Here is a 20,203-nt window from a genome sequence, read left to right as displayed (position 1 = left end):
CATGAACGACCTGACCAAATTCACCAACCAGATGGCCAAGCCCGAGACCTTCGATCAGATCCAGATCGGTCTCGCATCGCCCGAGCGCATCCGCTCCTGGTCCTTCGGCGAGATCAAGAAGCCGGAGACGATCAACTACCGCACGTTCAAGCCCGAGCGTGACGGCCTGTTCTGTGCGCGCATCTTCGGCCCCGTGAAGGACTACGAGTGCCTGTGCGGCAAGTACAAGCGCATGAAGTACAAGGGCGTCGTCTGCGAGAAGTGCGGCGTCGAAGTCACCGTCACCAAGGTGCGCCGCGAGCGCATGGGCCACATCGAGCTGGCCGCCCCGGTCGCGCACATCTGGTTCCTCAAGTCGCTGCCCTCGCGCATCGGCCTGCTGCTCGACATGCAGCTCAAGCAGCTCGAGCGCATCCTGTACTTCGAGAGCTACGTGGTCATCGAGCCGGGCCTGACCCCGCTCGAGAAGTACCAGCTCCTCACCGAGGACGAACTGCTCGACGCACAGGACGAGTACGGTGAAGACAGCTTCTCGGCCGGCATCGGCGCCGAGGCGGTCAAGCAGATGCTGATCGCGCTCGACCTCGAGCAGGAGAAGGTCGACCTGCTCGAAGAGCTAGCGACCACCAAGTCCGAGCTCAAGCCGAAGAAGATCATCAAGCGCCTGAAGGTCGTCGAGAGCTTCATCGATTCGGGCAACCGCCCCGAGTGGATGATCCTCGACGTCGTGCCGGTCATTCCGCCCGAACTGCGCCCGCTGGTGCCGCTCGACGGCGGCCGCTTCGCGACCTCGGATCTCAACGATCTCTATCGCCGCGTGATCAACCGCAACAACCGCCTGAAGCGCCTGATCGAGCTGCGCGCGCCGGACATCATCGTCCGCAACGAAAAGCGCATGCTGCAGGAAGCCGTCGACGCGCTGTTCGACAACGGCCGCCGCGGCCGCGTCATCACCGGCGCCAACAAGCGTCCGCTGAAGTCGCTGTCCGACATGCTCAAGGGCAAGCAGGGCCGCTTCCGTCAGAACCTGCTCGGCAAGCGCGTCGACTATTCGGGCCGTTCGGTCATCGTGACCGGTCCCGAGCTCAAGCTGCATCAGTGCGGCCTGCCGAAGAAGATGGCGCTCGAGCTGTTCAAGCCGTTCATCTACGCCCGCCTCGACGCCAAGGGTCTGTCGATGACCCTCAAGCAGGCGAAGAAGTGGGTCGAGAAGGAACGCAAGGAAGTCTGGGACATCCTCGACGAAGTCATTCGCGAGCACCCGGTCATGCTGAACCGCGCGCCGACCTTGCACCGCCTCGGCATCCAGGCCTTCGAGCCTGTGCTGATCGAGGGCAAGGCGATCCAGCTTCACCCGCTCGTCTGCTCGGCCTTCAACGCCGACTTCGACGGTGACCAGATGGCCGTCCACGTGCCGCTTTCGCTGGAAGCCCAGCTCGAAGCGCGCGTGCTGATGATGTCGACCAACAACATCCTGTCGCCCGCGAACGGCAAGCCGATCATCGTGCCGTCGCAGGACATGGTGCTGGGCCTGTACTACCTGTCGATGGACCGCGACGGCGAGCCGGGCGAAGGCATGCTGCTGGCCGACATGGCCGAAGTGCACCAGGCGCTCGAGGTCAAGGCCGTGACCCTGCACTCGAAGATCATCGCGCGCGTTCCGCAGACCGACGAAGACGGCAAGGAATACCTGAAGCGCTTCGAGACCACGCCGGGCCGCATGCTGATCGGCGAGTGCCTGCCGCGCAGCCACAAGGTGCCCTTCGAGATCGTCAACCGCCTCCTCACCAAGAAGGACGTCGGCGACGTGATCGACGAGGTGTATCGTCACACCGGCCAGAAGGACACGGTGCTGTTCGCCGACGCGATCATGACCCTGGGCTTCCGCAACGCCTTCAAGGCGGGCATCTCGTTCGGCAAGGACGACATGATCATCCCGGACAGCAAGGATGCGCTGGTCGCGGAGACGAAGGAACTCGTCGCCGACTACGAGCAGCAGTATCAGGACGGTCTGATCACGCAGCAGGAGAAGTACAACAAGGTGATCGACGCCTGGAGCCGTTGCGGTGACCAGGTCGCGAACGCCATGATGGACGAGATCAAGGCGACGCCGAAGGATCCGGAGACGGGCCGTCTGGCGCCGATCAACTCGATCTACATGATGTCGCACTCGGGCGCTCGTGGTTCGCCGACGCAGATGAAGCAGCTCGCCGGTATGCGCGGCCTCATGGCCAAGCCGTCGGGCGAGATCATCGAGACGCCGATCATCTCGAACTTCAAGGAAGGCCTGACCGTTCTCGAGTACTTCAACTCGACCCACGGTGCCCGTAAGGGTCTGGCCGATACCGCGCTCAAGACGGCGAACTCGGGTTACCTGACCCGCCGTCTGGTCGACGTGTCGCAGGACTGCGTCGTCGTGATCGACGACTGCGGTACCGAGCGTGCGCTCGAAATGCGCTCGATCGTGCAGGGCGGTTCGACCATCGCCTCGCTCGGCGAGCGTATCCTGGGCCGTACCCTGGCCGAGGACATCGTCGACAAGGAAGGCAACGTCATCGTGCCCAACGGCACGCTGCTCGACGAGCCGACCACGGCTAAGATCGAAGCGACCGGTCTCCAGGCCGCGAAGATCCGTTCGCCGCTGGTCTGCGAAGCGACCCAGGGCGTCTGCGGCAAGTGCTATGGTCGCGACCTGGCGCGCGGTACCCCGGTCAACATCGGCGAGGCCGTTGGCGTCATCGCCGCTCAGTCGATCGGTGAGCCGGGTACCCAGCTGACCATGCGTACGTTCCACATCGGTGGCGCGGCGCAGGTCAACGAGACCTCGCACCTCGAAGCGATCGCCGACGGCACGGTCCAGTACCGTGACATCCCGACGATCGTCGACAAGCGCAACCGTCGCCTCAGCCTTGCCCGTAACGGTGAGATCGTGGTGTTCGATACCGAAGGCCGCGAGCGCGCCATCCACCGCGTGCCTTACGGTACCCACCTGCTGCACACCGACGGTGCCAAGGTGAAGGAAGGCGAGCGTCTGGCCGAGTGGGATCCGTTCACCACCCCGGTCATCACCGAGAAGCCCGGTATCGTTAAGTACCAGGACCTGATCGACGGCCGCACGCTGACCGAGCAGACCGACGAAGCCACCGGCATGACCAGCCGCGTCGTCACCGAGAACCGTGCTTCGAGCCGGGGCAAGAAGGAGGACCTGCGTCCCCGGATCACCCTGCTCGACGAGGCCTCGGGCGAAGCCGCGCGCTACATGATGGCGCCGAACACGACGCTGTCGGTCGAGGACGGCCAGATGGTCGAGGCGGGTGACGTGCTGGCGCGTGCTTCGCGCGAAGCTGCCAAGACGCGCGACATCACCGGCGGTCTGCCGCGCGTTGCCGAGCTGTTCGAGGCCCGCATTCCCAAGGACAACGCGATCATCGCCCGCATCAGCGGCCGGATCGAGTTCATTCGCGACTACAAGGCCAAGCGCAAGATCGCGATCATCCCCGAGGAAGGCGAACCCGCAGAGTACCTGATTCCGAAGTCGAAGGTGATCGACGTTCAGGAAGGCGACTGGGTCAAGAAGGGCGACAACCTGATCTCGGGCTCGCCCAATCCGCACGACATCCTGGAAGTGCTCGGCGTGGAAGCGCTGGCCGAATACCTGGTTGCGGAAATCCAGGAAGTCTATCGACTGCAGGGCGTGAAGATCAACGACAAGCACATCGAGGTGATCGTTCGCCAGATGCTGCAGAAGGTCGAGATCACCGACGGCGGCGACACCACGCTGCTGCCGGGCGAGCAGGTCGATTTCGAGGAGATGCTCGAATACAACGGCAAGCTGGAAGAGGGGCAGCGCCCGGCCGAAGGCAAGCCGGTGCTGCTCGGCATCACCAAGGCCTCGCTGCAGACGCGTTCGTTCATCTCGGCCGCGTCGTTCCAGGAGACCACCCGCGTGCTCACGCAGGCGGCGGTCGAAGGCAAGCGCGACAGCCTGATCGGCCTCAAGGAGAACGTCATCGTCGGCCGTCTCATCCCCGCCGGTACCGGCGCGGGCATGAACCGTCTGCGTGTCGCCGCCTCGAGCCGCGATGCCGCGCTGCGTGCGCAGTATCGCAAGCTCCAGGAGCACCTGATCGCGCCCGAAACCGCGGCTGAAGAGCACGCGGCCGAGCTCGCCCAGGGCCCCGAAGCGGCGATCGGCGACGATCCGCTGGCGAGCATGGAAGGCGAGACCCACGGCACCGACGCCGATGCCGGCGACTACCTGCTGAAGGGTGACGAGGCCGAATAAGCCTCACGCCTCGCTACAAGAACAGGCCCCGCCGGAGCGATCCGGCGGGGCTTTTTCGTGCCTGCGCGGCTCGTGGTAGACCGGGGTATGACCGTGACCATCGATTCGACCGCGATCGCCGTGCTGCTCGCCGCGGCGGCCTTCGTGTTCTGGCTGGGGCGCTTGTCCGCGGGGCGGGCGCGCGATCTCTCGGCACCGCCGGCGGGGCTGGGGACGGCGACGCCGGCGCGCCCGGTCGCCACCGCCCGCGCGCCCAGCGACCTGGCACCCGACAAGCTTGCGGAGATTCGCGGCGAGCTGGCGCGGGGCAACAAGATCAATGCGATAAAGTTGATGCGCGAAGCCACCGGGCTCGGACTCGCCGAAGCCAAGCAGGCGGTCGAATCGCTCGAAGGATAGCGAGGGGCAAACTCGTCGCGAAAATACCCCGACTCCCCCTGCGTGACATTATCAGGACATTGTTAACCTTCGTGTGACACATCATGACAGTGATCTGTCGAGTTTTTCCGGGGGGTAGGCTCGCATCGTGACGGTTTTTACTATTCGTGCCCACAAGCGTTTCGCGGTCTGCCGCAAGATTCGGCTCGGTAAGTCCGGGCGTCGCGGCGTCGATGGCCTGCTGATCGAACTCTCGCTCGACGGCTGCCGCATCAGCCACGCTTCCAAGACTGACAGCTTCGCGCTCGACGAGCCGATGGTCCTGCGCATCGCCGGCGCCGATCCGATCGAGGGCCATGTGCGCTGGCTGCGCGAGGGCGTGGTCGGCCTGCGCTTTGCACGGCCGCTGCACAACGCCGGGCTCGAGGCGCTGATCCGCCTGTGCCGCGCCGAACCGGCGATCACCGCCGCCTGATCCCGTTTTTCACCGCGCGTGACTTGCCGCTGCGCCGCGGCTAGACTGGCCTTCTGCAAAGGAGACCGGCGCATGAGCGACATCGATCCTTCCGCCCAGCCCGCGCCGCGGGCCGACCTCGGCCAGGGGCCTTCATCGGCGCCCTCTTCGCCGCCATCGGTAGCCGGCGGCTTCGAATTCAACCACCCGACGATCATCAGCCTGCTCTACCTCGCCTCGATGGTGGTCGGCGTGACCGCGATCGTCGGCGTCGTGCTGGCCTACGTCTGGAAGGGCGATACGCACGAGGCCTGGGAGACGTCGCACTACCAGTACCTGATCCGCACCTTCTGGATCGGCGTGGTGGGCAGCGTGATCAGCGTGGTGCTGATGATCGTCGCGATCGGCTTCCTGTTGCTGCTCGCGGTCGGCGTGCTCGTGCTCGTGCGCTGCGTGCTGGCGCTGGTCAACGCGCAGAAGCGTCAGCCGATGCCCAATCCCGAAAGCCTGTTCGTCTAGGTTTTTCGCGGAAATGCGTGGCCTATCGCACCGTTTCGGAGGGAACGGCTAGGCCTCGCGCGGCAATCTGCGGTGCAGGGTGGCGGCATGAAGACCGCCATAGCCCTGCTCGCCTTCGCCCTGACCGGCCTCGCCGTATCCGCCAGCGAGGCGGCGCCAAGGCACGCGCCGGCCGATCGCGAGGCCGCGCATTTCGCGCCATGCGGCGGCGGCCTGCGCGTGACCTGCGTCGTCGACGGCGACACGCTCTGGTACCGCGGAACCAAGATCCGCCTCGCCGACATCAACGCCCCCGAACTCTCGTCGCCGCACTGCCGGGCCGAGGCGCGGCTCGGCGCGCGGGCGGCCGGGCGCCTCGCCGATCTGCTCAACGCGGGCGGCTTCAGCTTGCAGCCCATCGCGCGCGCGCAGGATGCCTATGGCCGCCGCCTGCTGGTGGTCACGCGCGGCGGCGAGAGCCTGGGGGCGATGCTGACCGCCGAAGGCCTGGCCGAGCCGTGGCAGGGCCATCGGCGCGACTGGTGCCGAGCCTGAGGGTTCAGTCGTCGAACAGTTCGGACAGCCAGTGCTTGCGCTTCTTGTAGGGCTTGTGCTGGCCCTTACCGTAGTCGTGCTTCCCATGCCCGTAGCCGCCGTGGTCGTAGCCGCGCGGCGCCCAGGGATCGCTGCCGCCCGACTGATGGAGCGGCGCCGCCGGCTGCGGCGCGGGTTGGGCCGCGGTCTGTGGCTCGGGCGCGCTGCGCTCGATGATCTTGTCGAGCTCGCCGCGATCGAGCCAGACGCCGCGACACTGCGGGCAATAGTCGATCTCGATCCCCGAACGCTCGCTCATCGCGAGCGGGACCTGGCAGACCGGGCAGGACATGGCGGCGACTTCGGCTTGGCTACGCATCAAGGATCCTCGTCTCTCGCGCCCCCGCTCTCAAGATAGGGGGCGTCCCGGAGGGTTTCCATGGCGCAATGCCGGCCATCGTCCGATGCGACCGCGCAGGCTCGTTAAACGACCGTCGCATCGGCATTAGACATTGGTCGTAAGTAGAAACATCAAGGGTTAACTTACCCCAGGATTCACCATGACTTCGTAGAAACCGGCAACTCGGTCGCGAAGGTGGCAAACGATGAGCAGCGCAAAAAAAGATGACATGGCGTCGACGCGTCTCGACTTTTTCGGCATTACCGAAGAAGACTATGGTAAATTTCCCAAGATTGCCAAGAGTGTAGACAAAGTCGCGGTCAAGGCGCTGGACGATCTCTACAAGAAGATCAAGAAAACGCCCGAAGTCGCGCACTTCTTCACCTCCGACAAGGTGATCGAGCACGCGAAGGCCAAGCAGATCTCGCACTGGGCCGGTCTCTTCTCCGGTCGGATGGGCCCCGACTATCACGCGAACGCCGAACAGATCGGCATGGTTCACGCGCGTATCGGCCTGGAGCCGACCTGGTATATCGGCGGCTATGCCAGCGTTCTCGAACGCGTGATCAAGCAGATTTGCGGCGGCCTGCTGGGCGGAGCCGCCGGCGCCACCGTCGCGACGCTGGTCAAGGCCGCGCTCGTCGACATGGACATCGCGCTCTCGGCCTACTTCAAGGCCGAGGAACAGTCGCGCCTCGCGGTGATCGACCAACTCGGCCAGGCGCTCGCCGAAGTGGCCAAGGGCAATTTCTCGGCCAAGCTCACCGGCCTGCCCGAGGCCTACAAGCAGATCGAGCGCGATTTCGAGGCGATGCGCGACGGCATCGACGGCGCGCTGACCGCGGTCGCCGACGGCGCCGGACGCATCAACACGGGTTCGAGCGAAATTCGCCAGGCTTCCGAAGACCTGGCCCAGCGCACCGAACGCCAGGCGGCCTCGCTCGAGGAAACCGCGACGGCCATGGAAAAGCTGACCGCCGGCGTGCGCGAAGCGGCCGACGGCGCCATGAACATGACCAAGGTCGCGGGCGAAGCCAACAGCGAGGCGCATACCGGCGGCCAGGTCGTCAGCCAGGCGGTCGCGGCGATGGACCGCATCCAGAAGAGCTCGGCCGAGATCTCGACGATCATCGACGTCATCGACGGCATCGCCTTCCAGACCAACCTGCTCGCGCTCAACGCCGGCGTCGAAGCCGCGCGTGCCGGCGAGGCGGGCAAGGGCTTCGCCGTCGTCGCGAACGAGGTGCGCCTGCTCGCGCAGCGCTCGGCCGATGCCGCCAACTCGATCAAGGCGTTGATCAACACCAGTGTCGAACAGGTCGGCCTCGGCGCCCAGCTCGTCGACAAGTCGGGCACCGCCTTCGAGGCGATCGCCGCCCGCGTCGGCGACGTCGACAAGCTCGCATCAACGATCGCCGGCCTCGCGCAGACCCAGGCGGTCAACCTCGCCCAGGTCAACGCCGCGGTCCGCGACATGGACCAGATGACCCAGCACAACGCCGCCATGGTCGAGCAGTCGAGCGCCGCTTCGCGCAGCCTCGCCAGCGAGGCGGGCGAGCTCTCGTCGCTGGTTTCGCGCTTCACGCTTTCGGGCGGTTCGCGCCAGGTCGCCAGCCCGCCGGTAAGCATCGCGCCGAAATCGCCTTTCGTGCTGGCGCGCCAGGCGCCGGCACGCGCGCCGGTCGCGATCGGCAATGCCGCAATCGACCAGGACTGGACCGAATTCTGAACCGCTCTTGCCCGATCCCGGACGGCGAACGATAAGCGCCGTCATGGGTACCGTGCACAAGTTCAAGCGTCCGCCGAAGAATCGCGGTCAGTTCCAGGGCTACAACCCCAAGCCGCCCCACGATCCGCGCGATCCGCGCAAGGGTGGTCGCGGCACCGGCCGGCGCTGGTGGCAGTGGAAGTGGTGGGGCCCGCTCGCGGTCCTGACGCTCGCCGTCGTGCTTGGCCTGCTCAGCGCCGGGCGCTGAGCTGCGAAACCCGCCGATGCGATCCGATCGACTGGCCCGCGCCCTCGCGGAAAGCCTCGCGCGCCATCAGAGCCGCGGCCTCGTCGACGCGGCTGCCGGGCTGAGCGACGTCGTCATCCACGGCAGGCTGGATCTCCAGGCGGTTGCCGAGGACGTGGCGCTTGCCGCCGGCCGCCGTCCGCAATCGGCGCGGCGCTCGTGGGCGGGCTGGTTTGCCCAGGATGTCGACGATCGCCGTGCGCTCTCGCGGCGCGAGCACCGGCAGCGCTGCCTGGCCGAACAGGCGCGCCGCGATCCGGCCTCGGCCGATGCGGCGATCGCGCGCCTCAAGCTGCGCGATCAGGCGAGCGTCAGGTAGATCTCGGCCTCGATCACCCAGTCGGCGCCGAGCTTGCGCCACTTGGCGCTGTAGCTGCCCGAGGCGAGTTCGCGCCCCGAAAGACTGACCCCGCGCCATTGCCCATGTTCGAAAGCCAGCGGCGCGACCGGCGAGGCCTCGATCCGCTCGGGCGTGCGCGTGTAGATCGTGCGATCGGGCGCGGCGAATTCGTACTTCCACGACTTGAGCTGCGCCTGCCGCCCCGAAATCACGGCACTGTCGGTGCCCGCGACGAGCACCACGTCGCGCGCGAGCAGCGGCCCGATCGCCGCGAGATCGGCCTCGGCCAGCGCGCGGTTGAACGCGGCGCGGCGCAGGCGGATTGCGAGATCGGGCGTATCCATTGCGATGGTCAGTCCTTCGGCTTGAGCGTGACCCAGATGTCGACCGGCGCGACGAACTTGCCCGGCGCGGGCTTGCCCACGTCGATGCGCTCGGCCGTGACGAGTTCGCCGGTCTCGAGATTGAAGGAAATCCAGGGCTTGGGCATGCGCCCGAAGCTCATCTTCTGGATCGGACGGCCGGTGACCGTGTTCATGATTGTCGCGATGATTGCCATGCCGCGCCGGTAGCGAAGCCGGGGGCGCGGCGTCCAGCGGGGGATGGCACAGGGTTGTTCAAAGGTGGCCTGATGGAGATTGCTTTGCCCAACGGCTCTTTCGCGCCGGGGCAATAGCCAACGGCTCATCTGCATCTTCAACGTATCGCAAATGTCGATGACATTAAGCGTTTTTTGCTCGGTCTTCGCCTGACAGCATTTGCTCATTCAACATGACCGATCTCTCGAGTGCCACCGCGATCCGATCTTGAGCCTTAAGCGAAGCGAGATAAATATTGTCTCGGAGAATGAAGCCGTTGGCAGCGTACGCCTCAACGGCCAGATCGGCTTCCGACGCTTTGATCCCAACCGCATTGAGGGCGGCCGATAGCAATTTTGTTTGCGCGGCCAAAACGTCCTGGTTGTGCAAATTGGCGCCTTCAGGTGTTGATGGCTGTTCGCGACGAATGTTGCGATGATATTCTTTGAAAGCCTCCATTACTGGTCTGCAGTGAGCAAATTCTACCCGCAGAAGATTGATGGCTCCGGAATAATTCGGATCTGCCGGAAGGTGTCGGGTTGTCATCAACGCTCGAACAACCACCATTTTGCCTTCGCGGTCGCGGCGTCTGCCTTCAATCCAGAGTATTATGCAGACGGCAAAAATGGGTGAGACCACTACACCGGCGAGTGTAAGCCATTCATTCAAGGTCATTGCTTGTCCCCCTCAGGAGAACGTGCACGGTATTCGGCGAGCGGGCAACTCGACGTTGGCCGTTACGGAAATCACCATGGAACAATGGAAGTTGTCTGAACCGAACCGCGCTTGCAAGAGCCGAAGGTTTCGCATCTCGCATAAAAGTGCATGCTTACCATGCAGCGGAAAATGTGGAGGCCCGAGCCGGAATCGAACCGGCGTGCAAGGATTTGCAGTCCTCTGCGTCACCACTCCGCCATCGGGCCTCGATCGCGGGAAAGCGCCCCTAACAACCTCTGCCAGCCAGCGCAATCGGATTCGGTGCGTTCAGCTCACCCGCTCGAAATCGAGGTGGCGGCGGAGCGGGTCGGCAGCGCGCAGGCGGACGCGGATCGTCTCGCCGGGGATCACGCCGTGCGCCGTGGTGCGCGCGACGATCGGCAGGTCGGTGAGCTGGATGCGCGCGCCGCTCTCGCCCAGGTCGGTGACCACGGCGCGGAACTGTTCGCCCTCGTGGTTGGCGAGCAGCGCGACTTCGGCGAGGTCGATCACCGCGCGCTCGATCTGGCCGTCGCGGCTCTCGGCCTTGGCCATGGCTGTGGGCAGGCGCTCGAAGGCGGCCTGGACCTCCTCGGGCACCGGCTGGCCGTTGGCGACTGCGAGCACGGCCTGGAGCACGTAGCGGTCGGCCAGTCGGCGCAGCGGCGCGGTGCAATGCGCATAGGTCGCGGCCATGGCGGCGTGCCACGGCGTCTCGCCCTCGCGGAACGGTACGTAGGAAGCGCCGCGGCCGGCGCGGCGGATCGCCAGCATGAAGGCGGCCTCGGGCGCGACCGTGGGGCGCAAGGACTTCTCGAACTGGGCGAGCGGCATGCCTTCGGGCCAGGCGAGGTGGAAGGCCTCGGCGGTGCGGCGCAGCCGCGGCTCGGCGCCGGCATCGGGCTCGGGCATGACGCGGAACAGGCCGGTGCGCGCGGCAAGCAGGGCATCGGCGACCGCGAGGTTGGTCGCCAGCGACAGCGCGGCGTTGCGCTCCTCGGCGGGGAGCTGCGGGCGGTAGCGCAGGGTGAAGTGGCCGGCCGCATCGCGCGTGACCTCCTGCTCGGGCGGATCGACGCGCCCGGCGCCGCGGCGGTCCTCGGCGGCTTCGATCCGCGCGGCGAGCTCGGCGAAGCCCGGCGGCAGGTCCTCGTCGCGCACGGTCTCGTAGGCGAGCTTGGCGCGGCTCTCGATTAGCGCGCGGACCACGCCCTCGAGCTTGACCGCACCGTCGGGCGCGACGCGCGTGATCAGGACCACGGCCGGGCGCGGTCCGCCCGGGAGGAGGCTGGCCGCCCTTTCGCTGAGCGCGGGCGGATAGAGGTTGGCCTTGCCGTCGGGCAGGTAGGTCGTCGTGCCGCGCTTCCAGGCCTCGACGTCGAGCGGGTCGCCGTCTCGCACGAACCAGGCGACGTCGGCGATCGCGTAGTGGAGCAGCAGGTCGGTTCCGGCGCGCTCGATCGCGAAGGCCTGGTCGAGGTCGGTCGAGCTGGCGGGATCGAGCGTGACGAAGTGCCGACCAGGGAATTTGGCCGTCCAGTCGGCGTGTTCGCTCGGCTTGCGCGCGGCGGCCGCTTCGCCGGCGGCGCGCACTTCGGGCGGGAGGTCGTCCGGCACGCGGAACTGCGCGCGGATCGCGGCCAGCCCCTCGGACAGCAGGCTCTGGGGATCGCGTAAGGCTTTCATCGCGCGAAAGGAGCCTATCGCTTATCGCTTGGCAAGATTGCCTATTGCTCAGGGGTGCGGGCCGCGGGCTATAGCGGGGCAACCGCTTTCAGGAGATCCCCATGAAGACCCGCGCCGCCGTCGCCTTCGCGCCGAAGACCCCGCTCGAGATCGTCGAGCTCGACCTCGAAGGTCCCAAGCCCGGCGAGGTCCTGGTCGAGATCATGGCGACGGGCATCTGCCACACCGACGCCTATACGCTCGACGGCTTCGATAGCGAGGGCATCTTCCCCTCGGTGCTCGGCCACGAGGGCGCGGGGATCGTGCGCGAGGTCGGGCCGGGGGTGACCTCGGTCAAGCCCGGCGACCACGTCATCCCGCTCTACACCCCCGAATGCCGCCAGTGTAAGTCGTGCCTTTCGGGCAAGACCAACCTCTGCACCGCGATCCGCGCCACCCAGGGCCAGGGGCTGATGCCCGACGGCACCAGCCGGTTCTCCTACAAGGGCCAGACCATCTTCCACTACATGGGCTGCAGCACCTTCTCGAACTTCACCGTCCTGCCCGAGATCGCCGTCGCCAAGATCCGCGAGGACGCGCCGTTCGACAAGTCGTGCTACATCGGCTGCGGCGTCACCACCGGCGTCGGCGCCGTGGTCAAGACCGCCAAGGTCGAGCCGGGCGCCAATGTCGTGGTCTTCGGGCTCGGCGGCATCGGCCTCAACGTGATCCAGGGCGCGCGCATGGTCGGCGCGGACAAGATCATCGGCGTCGACATCAACGATACCAAGGCCGAATGGGGCACGCGCTTCGGCATGACCCACTTCTACAACCCCAAGGGCAAGTCCACGCCCGAGGTCGTCGCCGATCTCGTCGCGCTGACCGAGGGCGGCGCCGACTATACCTTCGACTGCACGGGCAACACCGAGGTCATGCGCCAGGCGCTCGAAGCCTGCCACCGCGGCTGGGGCGTCTCGACCGTGATCGGCGTGGCCGAGGCAGGCAAGGAGATCTCCACGCGCCCGTTCCAGCTCGTCACCGGCCGCGTCTGGCAGGGTAGCGCCTTCGGCGGCGCCAAGGGCCGCACCGACGTGCCCAAGATCGTCGACTGGTACATGAACGGCAAGATCGAGATCGACCCGATGATCACCCACGTGCTCACGCTCGAGGAGATCAACAAGGGCTTCGACCTGATGCACGCGGGCGAATCGATCCGCTCGGTCGTGGTGTTCTGATGGAGCAGGTCCCGGTCCAGGTCGTATCAGAGACGAAAAGCCACGGCGGCACCCAGGGTGTCTATAGCCACCCGTCGGCCGCGACCGGGACCGAGATGACCTTCTCGGTCTTCGTTCCCGACCGTCCGGAAGGAACGAAGCTGCCCGTGCTGTGGTACCTCTCGGGCCTGACCTGCACCCACGCCAATGTCACCGAGAAGGGCGAGTTCCGCGCAGCCTGCGCCGAGGCCGGTGTGATCCTCGTCGCGCCCGACGCCAGCCCGCGCGGCGACGATGTGCCGGACGATGCCGACAAGGCCTATGACTTCGGCCTCGGCGCCGGCTTCTACGTCGACGCCACGCAGGAGCCTTGGGCCCGCAACTACCGCATGCGCTCCTATGTCGAGAGCGAACTGCCCGAACTCGTCGCGACCATATTCCCCGCCGACATGACGCGGCAGGGGATCACCGGCCATTCGATGGGCGGCCACGGCGCGCTGACGATCGCCTTGCGCAATCCCGGTCGGTTCCGCTCGGTCAGCGCCTTCGCGCCGATCGTCAGCCCGCTGAACTGCCCCTGGGGCGACAAGGCGCTCGGCGGCTATCTCGGTCCCGATCGCGCGGCCTGGCGCGAATACGATGCCTGCGCTCTGATCGCCGACGGTGCACGCCTGCCGAATCTGCTGGTCGACCAGGGCGAGGCCGACGGCTTCCTGGCCGAGCAGCTCAAGACGCAGCTGCTGGTCGAGGCCTGCGCCGAGGCGGGGATCGCGGCGACGATCCGCATGCAGCCCGGCTACGACCATTCGTACTATTTCATCTCGAGCTTCCTGGCCGAGCACGTGGCCTGGCACGCTGGGCACCTGCATCGCGGCTGAGCTTGCGCGCGGGAACATCCGGCCGCACTATCGGTTCGAAAGCCATGAATTCGGGAGGAGTTGGCATGATCCTGGGAGCCGTTCTGGCGGGTGGCCAATCCTCGCGCTTCGGTAGCGACAAGGCGCTCGCCGAATTTCGCGGCCATACCTTGCTCGCTCATGCGGTCGACATGCTGTCGGGCTGGTGCGAGCACGTCATCGTCGTCGGACGCGAGACCGCGCCGGCGCCGACCCTGCCCGATTGGCCGCGCCCCGGCATGGGCCCGCTCGGCGGCATCGCCGCGGCGCTCCACCACGCGCGCGACGAGGGCTACGAATTCCTGCTGACCTGCGGCGTCGATTCGCTCGACCTGCCCGAGAACCTGCCCGAACTGCTGAGCCCCGCGCCGGCCTTCCTCGCCTCGCAGCCGATCATCGGGCTCTGGCCTTCGAGTGCGGTCGGCGCGGTCGAGGACATCCTCCATGCCGAAGGCTCGCATTCGCTCAAGCGGCTGACCGCGGTGATCGGCGCACGCGCGGTAACGGTCGGCGCCGAACCCGCCAACATCAACACCCAGGCCGATCTCGCCGCCTTGGAGCGCCGGCTGGGCGGTTAGGGCCGAATGGAGCGGGGCGGGCGGGCTTCGCTAGTCTAATGTCGCCAACTTTGCGGCCATGACGCGCAACCGTTGATTGCCTCGATAACAGACCCTTCTCACATACTCTCCGTCGCCCCGGGCTTGACCCGGGGCCCCGCTGTTCTTCAACTCGGCGCATGGACAGGGAGCGGCGAGGCGGCTGGGTCTATATCATGGCCGACCGTTATCGGGGCACGATCTACGTGGGCGTGACGACGGACCTGCCGCGCCGGATATTCCAGCATCGCCAAGGAACCGGATCAGACTTCTGCTACCGGTACGGATTGCGGCGACTGGTATGGGCGGAGCGCGGCGAAACCATCGAAGACTGCATCGCCCACGAAAAGCGGGTCAAGCGATGGCGGCGCGCCTGGAAGTTTGCTCTGATCGAGCGTGGCAATCCTGATTGGAACGACCTCTACGACTTTCTCGTCTGACCGGTCGGGTACGGACAAAGCGGGACCCCGGGTCAAGCCCGGGGTGACGGGGTGACGGGGTGAGGAATGGTGGAGATTCCACCTTTCAGAGCAAAACCCGACAGTCCGCATCCTAAGGCAACTAGAGCATCCCCAATCATGCGTCTCCCGTGGACGCCAGCTAAGCCTTCTCCGCCGTCGCTTTCGCCTGCTTCTCCAGCCCCCGCTTCAATCCCGCCAGCTTCTCGACCGCGCGCGCCGCGTGCGGGCCGATCCAGCGTTCGTGGATCTCGTGGATCGGCAGCGGATTGAGGTGGTTCCAGCGCTCGCGGCCGCGCCGTTCGGCGATCACCAGGTCGGCCGCTTCCAGCACTTTCAGATGCTGCATCACGCTGCAGCGGTCGAGCTCGGGAAACAGCGCGCATAGCGCGCCCGTGGTCAGCGGCGTGTCGCGCAGGTGGTCGAGCAGCGCGCGCCGTGCGGGCGAGGCGAGCGCGCGAAAGACCGCGTCTTGGCGTTCGGACGGTGACATGTTATGAATATATAACATATTAGATCGACTCGCCAAATCGGTTTTTCTGGAAAGGTCACGCCGTGGAACTCAAGTTCAAGGTTTTCGCCCACGTCTCGCGCCCCAGCCACGAGGTGTTCGAGGCCGTCGCCGATCCGGCCAAGCTCTCGGGCTATTTCACCACGGGCGGGGCCGAAGGACGGCTCGAGGTGGGCAGCGCCGTGACCTGGGACTTTCACGATTTTCCCGGGCGCTTCCCGGTCGAGGTGATCGAGGTCGTGCCCGATCGGAAGATCGTGCTGAAGTGGGAAGCGAACGAGGGCGAGGCGCAGCCCGGCTATCAGACCACGGTGACGATGGAGTTCGCTCCGCTCGACGACGACACGCGCACCCTGGTCTCGATCACCGAGGAAGGCTGGCGCGAGAACCAGGCGGCGCTGGGCTCGTCCTACGGCAATTGCATGGGCTGGTCGCAGATGCTCGCCGCGCTCAAGCTCTGGGTCGAACGCGGCATCAACCTGCGCGAGGGCATGTACCGTTAGAGCGGGGCGGGGCCGGGGATTGAACCCCAATCCTTTGTCGTCGCCCCTGCGCAGGCAGGGGCCCAGCCGACGGCGCCTCAACGCGCCTTCCGTTTCAGGACGAGAGCCTGGTTGGGCCCCTGCCTGCGCAGGGGCGACGGCTTTACGACCGAGTAGAATGATGTCTGCGCGTCACGGCGCGAGCTCACGGTGCTGCACATTCCGTCCCGGGAATGGAAGGGCTCCTACCATTGCTAGCTGGGCAAGCGGCGAACTGCTGGTATGCTGGGCGCTATGAAGTTGCTTGTCCAAGACGATGCCATAGAGGTGCCGCGCCGGCCTCGCGGACGGCCCAAGCTCGACGATGTCGCCCAGATCGATACGCTGCTGCTCGACGTGGCGCTGCGCGAGTTCCTGGCCGAAGGCTATGGCGGGACCTCGCTGACGCGCATCGTCAAGATCGCCGGTATCTCCAAGACCACGCTCTACACGCGCTATCCGTCGAAGGCCGATCTCTTCGCGGCGATCTGCCGGCGGCAGATCGAGCGCTTCTCCGCGGTAACCGCGCTGCGCTCGCCCAAGGGGCGGCTCGATCTCGCCTCGGGGCTCGAGGCCTATGGCAACCGCACGCTCGAGATCAGCCTCGAGGGCGACCTGCTCCACGTCAACCGGCTGATCTACAGCGAATCGGGCCGCTTCCCCGAACTGGGCCAGGCTGCCGCCGAGCGGACCCAGCTCGGCATCGAGGACGTCTCGATCTTCATCCGCACCTGCGCCGATGCCGAAGGCGTGCCCTGCCGCGATCCGCAGGCCGTGGCCGAGGCCTTCATCTTCATGCTGCGCGGCTGGTACGTCGACGTGCTGCTGACCAACCGCCATGTCTCGGCGCGTGACCGCCAGCGCTGGGTGGCCAACGCCGTGCGTACCTTGCTCGCGGGCCGTGCCGAATGGTGACGGGCTTGACGGGTCGGAGTTGCAAGCTCTAGCAACAAATAGTCGTCACGGTATCATAAGCCGGACGTTGGGAGAGCGGCGATGATCAGCAACCTACCGGCGCAGTGGGACCTCGAGGCAGACGTCGTCGCGATCGGCTCGGGCATCGGTGGGCTCTCCGCGGCGATCACCGCGCACGAACACGGCAGCAGCGCGATCGTGCTCGAACGCGCGGACAAGGTCGGCGGGGTCACCGCGCTGTCGCTGGGCGAGGTCTGGGTCGCGGGCAACCACCACGAGGAAGCGCTCGGCGTCGAGGACTCCGCCGACAGCGGCTTCCGCTATCTCAAGCGCCTGGCGATGGGCTACGGCGACGACGTGGCCATGCTCAACCTGGTCACCAACGCGCGCGAGGCGCTGCGCTATTTCGAGGACACCATCGGCCTCAGGATGGAGGCGATCCGCGGCTGTCCCGACTATTACTACGGCACGTCGAACGATGCGGTCCGCGAGGGGCGCCTTCTCGAATGCCTGCCTTTCGAAGCGGCGAGCCTCGGCGAGTGGCAGGAAAAGACGCGGATCTCGCCGCTCGTACCCTATGCGATGACCCACCACGACATGTTCTCGCGCGGCGGCGCGGCCAACATGATGAAGTGGGACTACGAACTGATGGCCGAGCGGCTGACCCAGGACGTCCGCTGCCTCGGCGCCGGCCTCGTCGCCTATTTCGTCAAGGGCGTGCTCGACCGCGGCATTCCGATGAAGACCGGGGTCAACGTCGTCGGCCTGATCGGCGACGGCGAGCGCGTAGTCGGTGTCCATGCAGTCGAGGACGGCAAGGACATCTATATAAAGGCCAACAAGGGCGTGGTCGTCGCGGTCAGCTCCTACGAGCGCAACCAGGGCTTCAACAAGACCGTGGGCTCGTCGCTCGATCTCGAATCGATGGTCTTCTCGACCGTCGACGGCGCGCACTTCCGCATGGCCGGGCCGTTCGGCGGCCGAGTGGCGCGCGTGCCCGACATCACCGGGCTCGGCTTCCATGTCGTCGGCGAGGAGGACGAGGAAGGCAAGCCGCTGTGGCGCTCGGCCCTGCAGCCGATCGGTCTGCCGCACGTCATCGTCGTCAACCGCGCGGGCAAGCGCTTCGGCAACGAGGCCTTCTATCGCGACATCCTCTATGCGGTCGATGCGATCCACGGCGGCACCCAGACCCATCCCAACATGCCGTGCTGGGCGGTGCTCGACAGCCAGCAGCGCGAGAAATACCCCTTCGCCAGCGTCATGCCGGGCCAGGAGATTCCCGAAGGCATGGCGATCAAGGCCGATAGCCTGGCCGAGCTCGCGGCCAAGACGGGGATCGACGCCGAGGGGCTGGCGGCGACCGTCGCGCGATTCAACCATTACGCCGAGAAGGGCGAGGATCCCGATTTCGGCCGCGGCACCCATGTCTGGAGCGCCTGGATGTGCGGCGATCCCTACAACAAGCCGCACCCCAATTTCGGCACCCTGGAGAAGGGGCCGTTCTACGCGGTGCCGCTCCATCGCTTCGGCGGCAGCGCCATCGCCGCCGCCGGGCTGCTCGCCGATCACCACTGCCGCGCGATCGGTTGGGACGATCAGCCGATCCCCGGACTCTACGTCGCGGGCAATTCGGTGGCACGCATGGATACGGGCGCGACGATGCAGAGCGGCGTCTCCAACGCGCGCGGCATGACCCACGGCTATCTCGCTGGCCGGCACGCTGCGGGGGTGCCGAGTCGGCAACTCCAGGCCGAAATCGACCGCGGCGCGCTCGACGCGCTCTGATTCGGCCGCGGATTCGGCGTTTCGACCTTTTCCTATGCGTGCCGCGGCGCGCGATGGGCGTTCCTCCTAAGGGGCCGCATGGCGATCCGCCGGGCGTCGCGGCGATCGATCTCGCACGGGCGCAAGGTTCTGCGCAGATTACGTAGTTATGCGAGATTGCATTCTTCGCGAGAATGCGAATCGGTGTTGCGGTGATACGCGTGAAAGACGCGCGTAATCACGCCGCGTGGCTGCGCGCTCCGCACTAATTGCGGCGCTGCAACATGCGCCTATTGTGTAAACCGGCGCGATATTCACCAATTTATAAGGCATAGGCCCCGCCGGTCGCGCGTGCGGGTTTGCCAGATTTCGCATGGTTTACAGTCGTTAAGAACGATGTTCGGTGCGGTTAGGCTGTGGCGTGGCGGGAAGGGCCGCGTGCGTCGCAGCGCAGTACTTCGCAGACTGCGCGCACGTAAGAAAACGGTCTTGCCGGTTCTTCGGGCCGTCACGACGATAGGTATCAAGCAGAAAGTCCCACTTGGCAAGGGCCGAGAGACAATGCTTCGTCGCTCGCGGGGCTCTATCGTGCGAGCCATTCTCAGTCGCGATTGAAATATAGCTTCCCGCCGGAGCCAACCGAGCCTTAAATAAAAGTCGCGATTTTCTCTGTGTATTAGATTATTTATTTTAACCAATTATTTTAACATTGAAAGACGAGCCGGTTTCTTTGCTTTGCTTTTAGGGCGATTACAGCAACATCAGGTGTTTCAGATTGGAACGGTGCTCTGAAACACTCGTTGCGTCGCACGTCTGACTCGGCTAATAGCAATTTAACGACTCGTTAATGGTGAAAACACCGGTAACGAATCGCCTAACAGTCGGGTTTCGAGAGCTAAGGGGGTTACCATAATGAAGCAGGTGAGGTTGGTCGCCATGAGCGCAGCGGCATTGGCCGCGGTCTCGATGGCAAGCGCGGCTTCGGCCCAGGAGCTGAAGTTCCAGTTCATCAACCCGTCGTTCGGCGGCAATCCGTTCAACTCGGATCACCTGCTGGCGATCGCCACGGCGCAGCGTCCGGACAAGCCGGCCAGCGAAGACGGCACGACCGGTGAACTGACCGAGGCGCAGCTGTTCGCCCGCCAGATCCAGAGCCGCCTGCTTTCCGCCCTGTCGTCGTCCGTGGTCGAGGCGATTACCGGTTCGAACCCCGGCACCACCGGCGAGTTCACCGTGGGCGACCAGAAGATCTCGTTCGAACGCACGCTCAGCGAAATCAAGCTGACGATCTTCGACAACACCACGGGTGAGAACACGGTGATCTCGGTCCCGGTGCTCAACTTCACCAATTCGGCCGCTTCGGCCGCACTCTCGGCCAATACGTCGGCCGAAAGCTCGCTGCTCGGCAGCACCCTCACGGGTACGTCGAGCGTGGAAGGTTCACTCCTGACCAGCCTGACTGGCCAGTAAACGGGGATTGGG

General features: G+C 65.8%; 22 protein-coding genes and 1 tRNA gene. 16 read left to right on the top strand and 7 right to left on the bottom strand.

Going from position 1 to position 20,203, the window contains the following annotated elements; genetic code table 11:
- The first annotated feature begins 1 nt into the window (after nucleotide 1).
- The 5 genes from rpoC (at nucleotide 2) to OLX23_RS20575 (ending at nucleotide 6,170) form a co-directional block, all read left to right on the top strand.
- A complete protein-coding gene (gene rpoC / locus OLX23_RS20595; RefSeq protein WP_264447019.1) occupies nucleotides 2–4,285 on the top strand; it encodes a DNA-directed RNA polymerase subunit beta' in 4,284 nt (1,427 codons plus the stop codon).
- Nucleotides 4,286–4,372: 87 nt separating this feature from the next.
- Complete coding sequence (locus OLX23_RS20590) at nucleotides 4,373–4,684, top strand: ribosomal protein L7/L12 (protein WP_264447018.1); 312 nt, start codon at nucleotides 4,373–4,375, stop codon at nucleotides 4,682–4,684.
- A 127-nt stretch (nucleotides 4,685–4,811) separates the two neighbouring features.
- Complete coding sequence (locus tag OLX23_RS20585; RefSeq protein WP_264447017.1) at nucleotides 4,812–5,138, top strand: PilZ domain-containing protein; 327 nt, start codon at nucleotides 4,812–4,814, stop codon at nucleotides 5,136–5,138.
- 72 nt (nucleotides 5,139–5,210) lie between these two features.
- On the top strand, nucleotides 5,211–5,636 hold the full coding sequence (locus tag OLX23_RS20580; protein ID WP_264447016.1) for a DUF4870 family protein: 426 nt from the start codon (nucleotides 5,211–5,213) through the stop codon (nucleotides 5,634–5,636).
- A gap of 87 nt (nucleotides 5,637–5,723) precedes the next feature.
- Complete coding sequence (locus tag OLX23_RS20575; protein WP_264447015.1) at nucleotides 5,724–6,170, top strand: thermonuclease family protein; 447 nt, start codon at nucleotides 5,724–5,726, stop codon at nucleotides 6,168–6,170.
- Between the two features lie 4 nt (nucleotides 6,171–6,174).
- On the opposite strand, the gene OLX23_RS20570 is transcribed toward OLX23_RS20575, so the two are convergent.
- A complete protein-coding gene (locus tag OLX23_RS20570; RefSeq protein ID WP_264447014.1) occupies nucleotides 6,175–6,528 on the bottom strand; it encodes a zf-TFIIB domain-containing protein in 354 nt (117 codons plus the stop codon).
- Between the two features lie 250 nt (nucleotides 6,529–6,778).
- Here OLX23_RS20570 and OLX23_RS20565 point away from each other — a divergent pair, with 250 nt between their 5' ends.
- The 3 genes from OLX23_RS20565 to OLX23_RS20555 are packed head-to-tail and all read left to right on the top strand — an operon-like array spanning nucleotide 6,779 to nucleotide 8,883.
- Entirely contained in the window at nucleotides 6,779–8,278 is a 1,500-nt protein-coding gene (locus OLX23_RS20565) for a globin-coupled sensor protein (RefSeq protein ID WP_264447013.1), read from the top strand.
- 43 nt (nucleotides 8,279–8,321) lie between these two features.
- Nucleotides 8,322–8,525, top strand: coding sequence for a hypothetical protein (locus tag OLX23_RS20560; protein WP_264447012.1), 204 nt, complete (start codon nucleotides 8,322–8,324; stop codon nucleotides 8,523–8,525).
- Nucleotides 8,526–8,541: 16 nt separating this feature from the next.
- Nucleotides 8,542–8,883 carry a hypothetical protein gene (locus OLX23_RS20555; protein WP_264447011.1) on the top strand — a complete coding sequence of 114 codons (342 nt, stop codon included), beginning with the start codon at nucleotides 8,542–8,544 and terminating at the stop codon, nucleotides 8,881–8,883.
- Here OLX23_RS20555 and OLX23_RS20550 read toward each other — a convergent pair.
- The 5 genes from OLX23_RS20550 to OLX23_RS20530 all read right to left on the bottom strand — a co-directional run bounded on the left by OLX23_RS20550 (nucleotide 8,865) and on the right by OLX23_RS20530 (nucleotide 11,864).
- Entirely contained in the window at nucleotides 8,865–9,248 is a 384-nt protein-coding gene (locus OLX23_RS20550; RefSeq protein WP_264447010.1) for a nuclear transport factor 2 family protein, read from the bottom strand. The two genes, OLX23_RS20555 and OLX23_RS20550, sit on opposite strands and share 19 nt — an antisense overlap.
- Before the next feature lie 8 nt (nucleotides 9,249–9,256).
- A complete protein-coding gene (locus OLX23_RS20545; RefSeq protein WP_264447009.1) occupies nucleotides 9,257–9,463 on the bottom strand; it encodes a hypothetical protein in 207 nt (68 codons plus the stop codon).
- Between the two features lie 163 nt (nucleotides 9,464–9,626).
- A complete protein-coding gene (locus OLX23_RS20540) occupies nucleotides 9,627–10,157 on the bottom strand; it encodes a DUF6680 family protein (RefSeq protein ID WP_264447008.1) in 531 nt (176 codons plus the stop codon).
- 174 nt (nucleotides 10,158–10,331) lie between these two features.
- Nucleotides 10,332–10,405: transfer RNA gene (locus OLX23_RS20535), tRNA-Cys, on the bottom strand.
- A gap of 61 nt (nucleotides 10,406–10,466) precedes the next feature.
- Nucleotides 10,467–11,864, bottom strand: a complete 1,398-nt coding sequence (locus OLX23_RS20530) for an RNB domain-containing ribonuclease (RefSeq protein WP_264447007.1) — start codon at nucleotides 11,862–11,864, stop codon at nucleotides 10,467–10,469.
- Nucleotides 11,865–11,965: 101 nt separating this feature from the next.
- On the opposite strand from OLX23_RS20530, the gene OLX23_RS20525 reads away from it, so the two are divergent.
- The 4 genes from OLX23_RS20525 (at nucleotide 11,966) to OLX23_RS20510 (ending at nucleotide 14,989) form a co-directional block, all read left to right on the top strand.
- Nucleotides 11,966–13,078 (top strand): S-(hydroxymethyl)glutathione dehydrogenase/class III alcohol dehydrogenase, encoded by a 1,113-nt coding sequence (locus OLX23_RS20525; RefSeq protein ID WP_264447005.1) that lies wholly within the window; start codon nucleotides 11,966–11,968, stop codon nucleotides 13,076–13,078.
- A complete protein-coding gene (gene fghA, locus OLX23_RS20520; RefSeq protein ID WP_264447004.1) occupies nucleotides 13,078–13,935 on the top strand; it encodes an S-formylglutathione hydrolase in 858 nt (285 codons plus the stop codon). The genes OLX23_RS20525 and fghA overlap by 1 nt, the downstream gene beginning before the upstream one ends.
- A 65-nt stretch (nucleotides 13,936–14,000) precedes the next feature.
- Nucleotides 14,001–14,531 carry a molybdenum cofactor guanylyltransferase gene (locus tag OLX23_RS20515; protein ID WP_264447003.1) on the top strand — a complete coding sequence of 177 codons (531 nt, stop codon included), beginning with the start codon at nucleotides 14,001–14,003 and terminating at the stop codon, nucleotides 14,529–14,531.
- A gap of 158 nt (nucleotides 14,532–14,689) precedes the next feature.
- A complete protein-coding gene (locus tag OLX23_RS20510) occupies nucleotides 14,690–14,989 on the top strand; it encodes a GIY-YIG nuclease family protein (RefSeq protein WP_264447002.1) in 300 nt (99 codons plus the stop codon).
- 160 nt (nucleotides 14,990–15,149) lie between these two features.
- On the opposite strand, the gene OLX23_RS20505 is transcribed toward OLX23_RS20510, so the two are convergent.
- Nucleotides 15,150–15,500 (bottom strand): ArsR/SmtB family transcription factor, encoded by a 351-nt coding sequence (locus OLX23_RS20505; protein WP_264447001.1) that lies wholly within the window; start codon nucleotides 15,498–15,500, stop codon nucleotides 15,150–15,152.
- Nucleotides 15,501–15,562: 62 nt separating this feature from the next.
- Here OLX23_RS20505 and OLX23_RS20500 point away from each other — a divergent pair, with 62 nt between their 5' ends.
- The 4 genes from OLX23_RS20500 to OLX23_RS20485 all read left to right on the top strand — a co-directional run bounded on the left by OLX23_RS20500 (nucleotide 15,563) and on the right by OLX23_RS20485 (nucleotide 20,191).
- Nucleotides 15,563–16,021, top strand: a complete 459-nt coding sequence (locus OLX23_RS20500; RefSeq protein WP_264446999.1) for an SRPBCC domain-containing protein — start codon at nucleotides 15,563–15,565, stop codon at nucleotides 16,019–16,021.
- Between the two features lie 273 nt (nucleotides 16,022–16,294).
- Nucleotides 16,295–16,954, top strand: coding sequence for a TetR/AcrR family transcriptional regulator (locus tag OLX23_RS20495; protein ID WP_264446998.1), 660 nt, complete (start codon nucleotides 16,295–16,297; stop codon nucleotides 16,952–16,954).
- Nucleotides 16,955–17,035: 81 nt separating this feature from the next.
- The gene (locus OLX23_RS20490; RefSeq protein ID WP_264446996.1) at nucleotides 17,036–18,742 is read left to right on the top strand and encodes an FAD-dependent oxidoreductase; all 1,707 of its coding nucleotides are present in this window, start codon (nucleotides 17,036–17,038) and stop codon (nucleotides 18,740–18,742) included.
- A gap of 915 nt (nucleotides 18,743–19,657) precedes the next feature.
- Complete coding sequence (locus OLX23_RS20485) at nucleotides 19,658–20,191, top strand: curli assembly protein CsgF (RefSeq protein ID WP_264446994.1); 534 nt, start codon at nucleotides 19,658–19,660, stop codon at nucleotides 20,189–20,191.
- Nucleotides 20,192–20,203: the final 12 nt, after the last annotated feature.

It is taken from the genome of Novosphingobium sp. JCM 18896, assembly GCF_025938095.1.
Classification (GTDB): Bacteria; Pseudomonadota; Alphaproteobacteria; order Sphingomonadales; family Sphingomonadaceae; genus Novosphingobium.
This window is presented reverse-complemented; position numbering and strand designations above follow the sequence as displayed.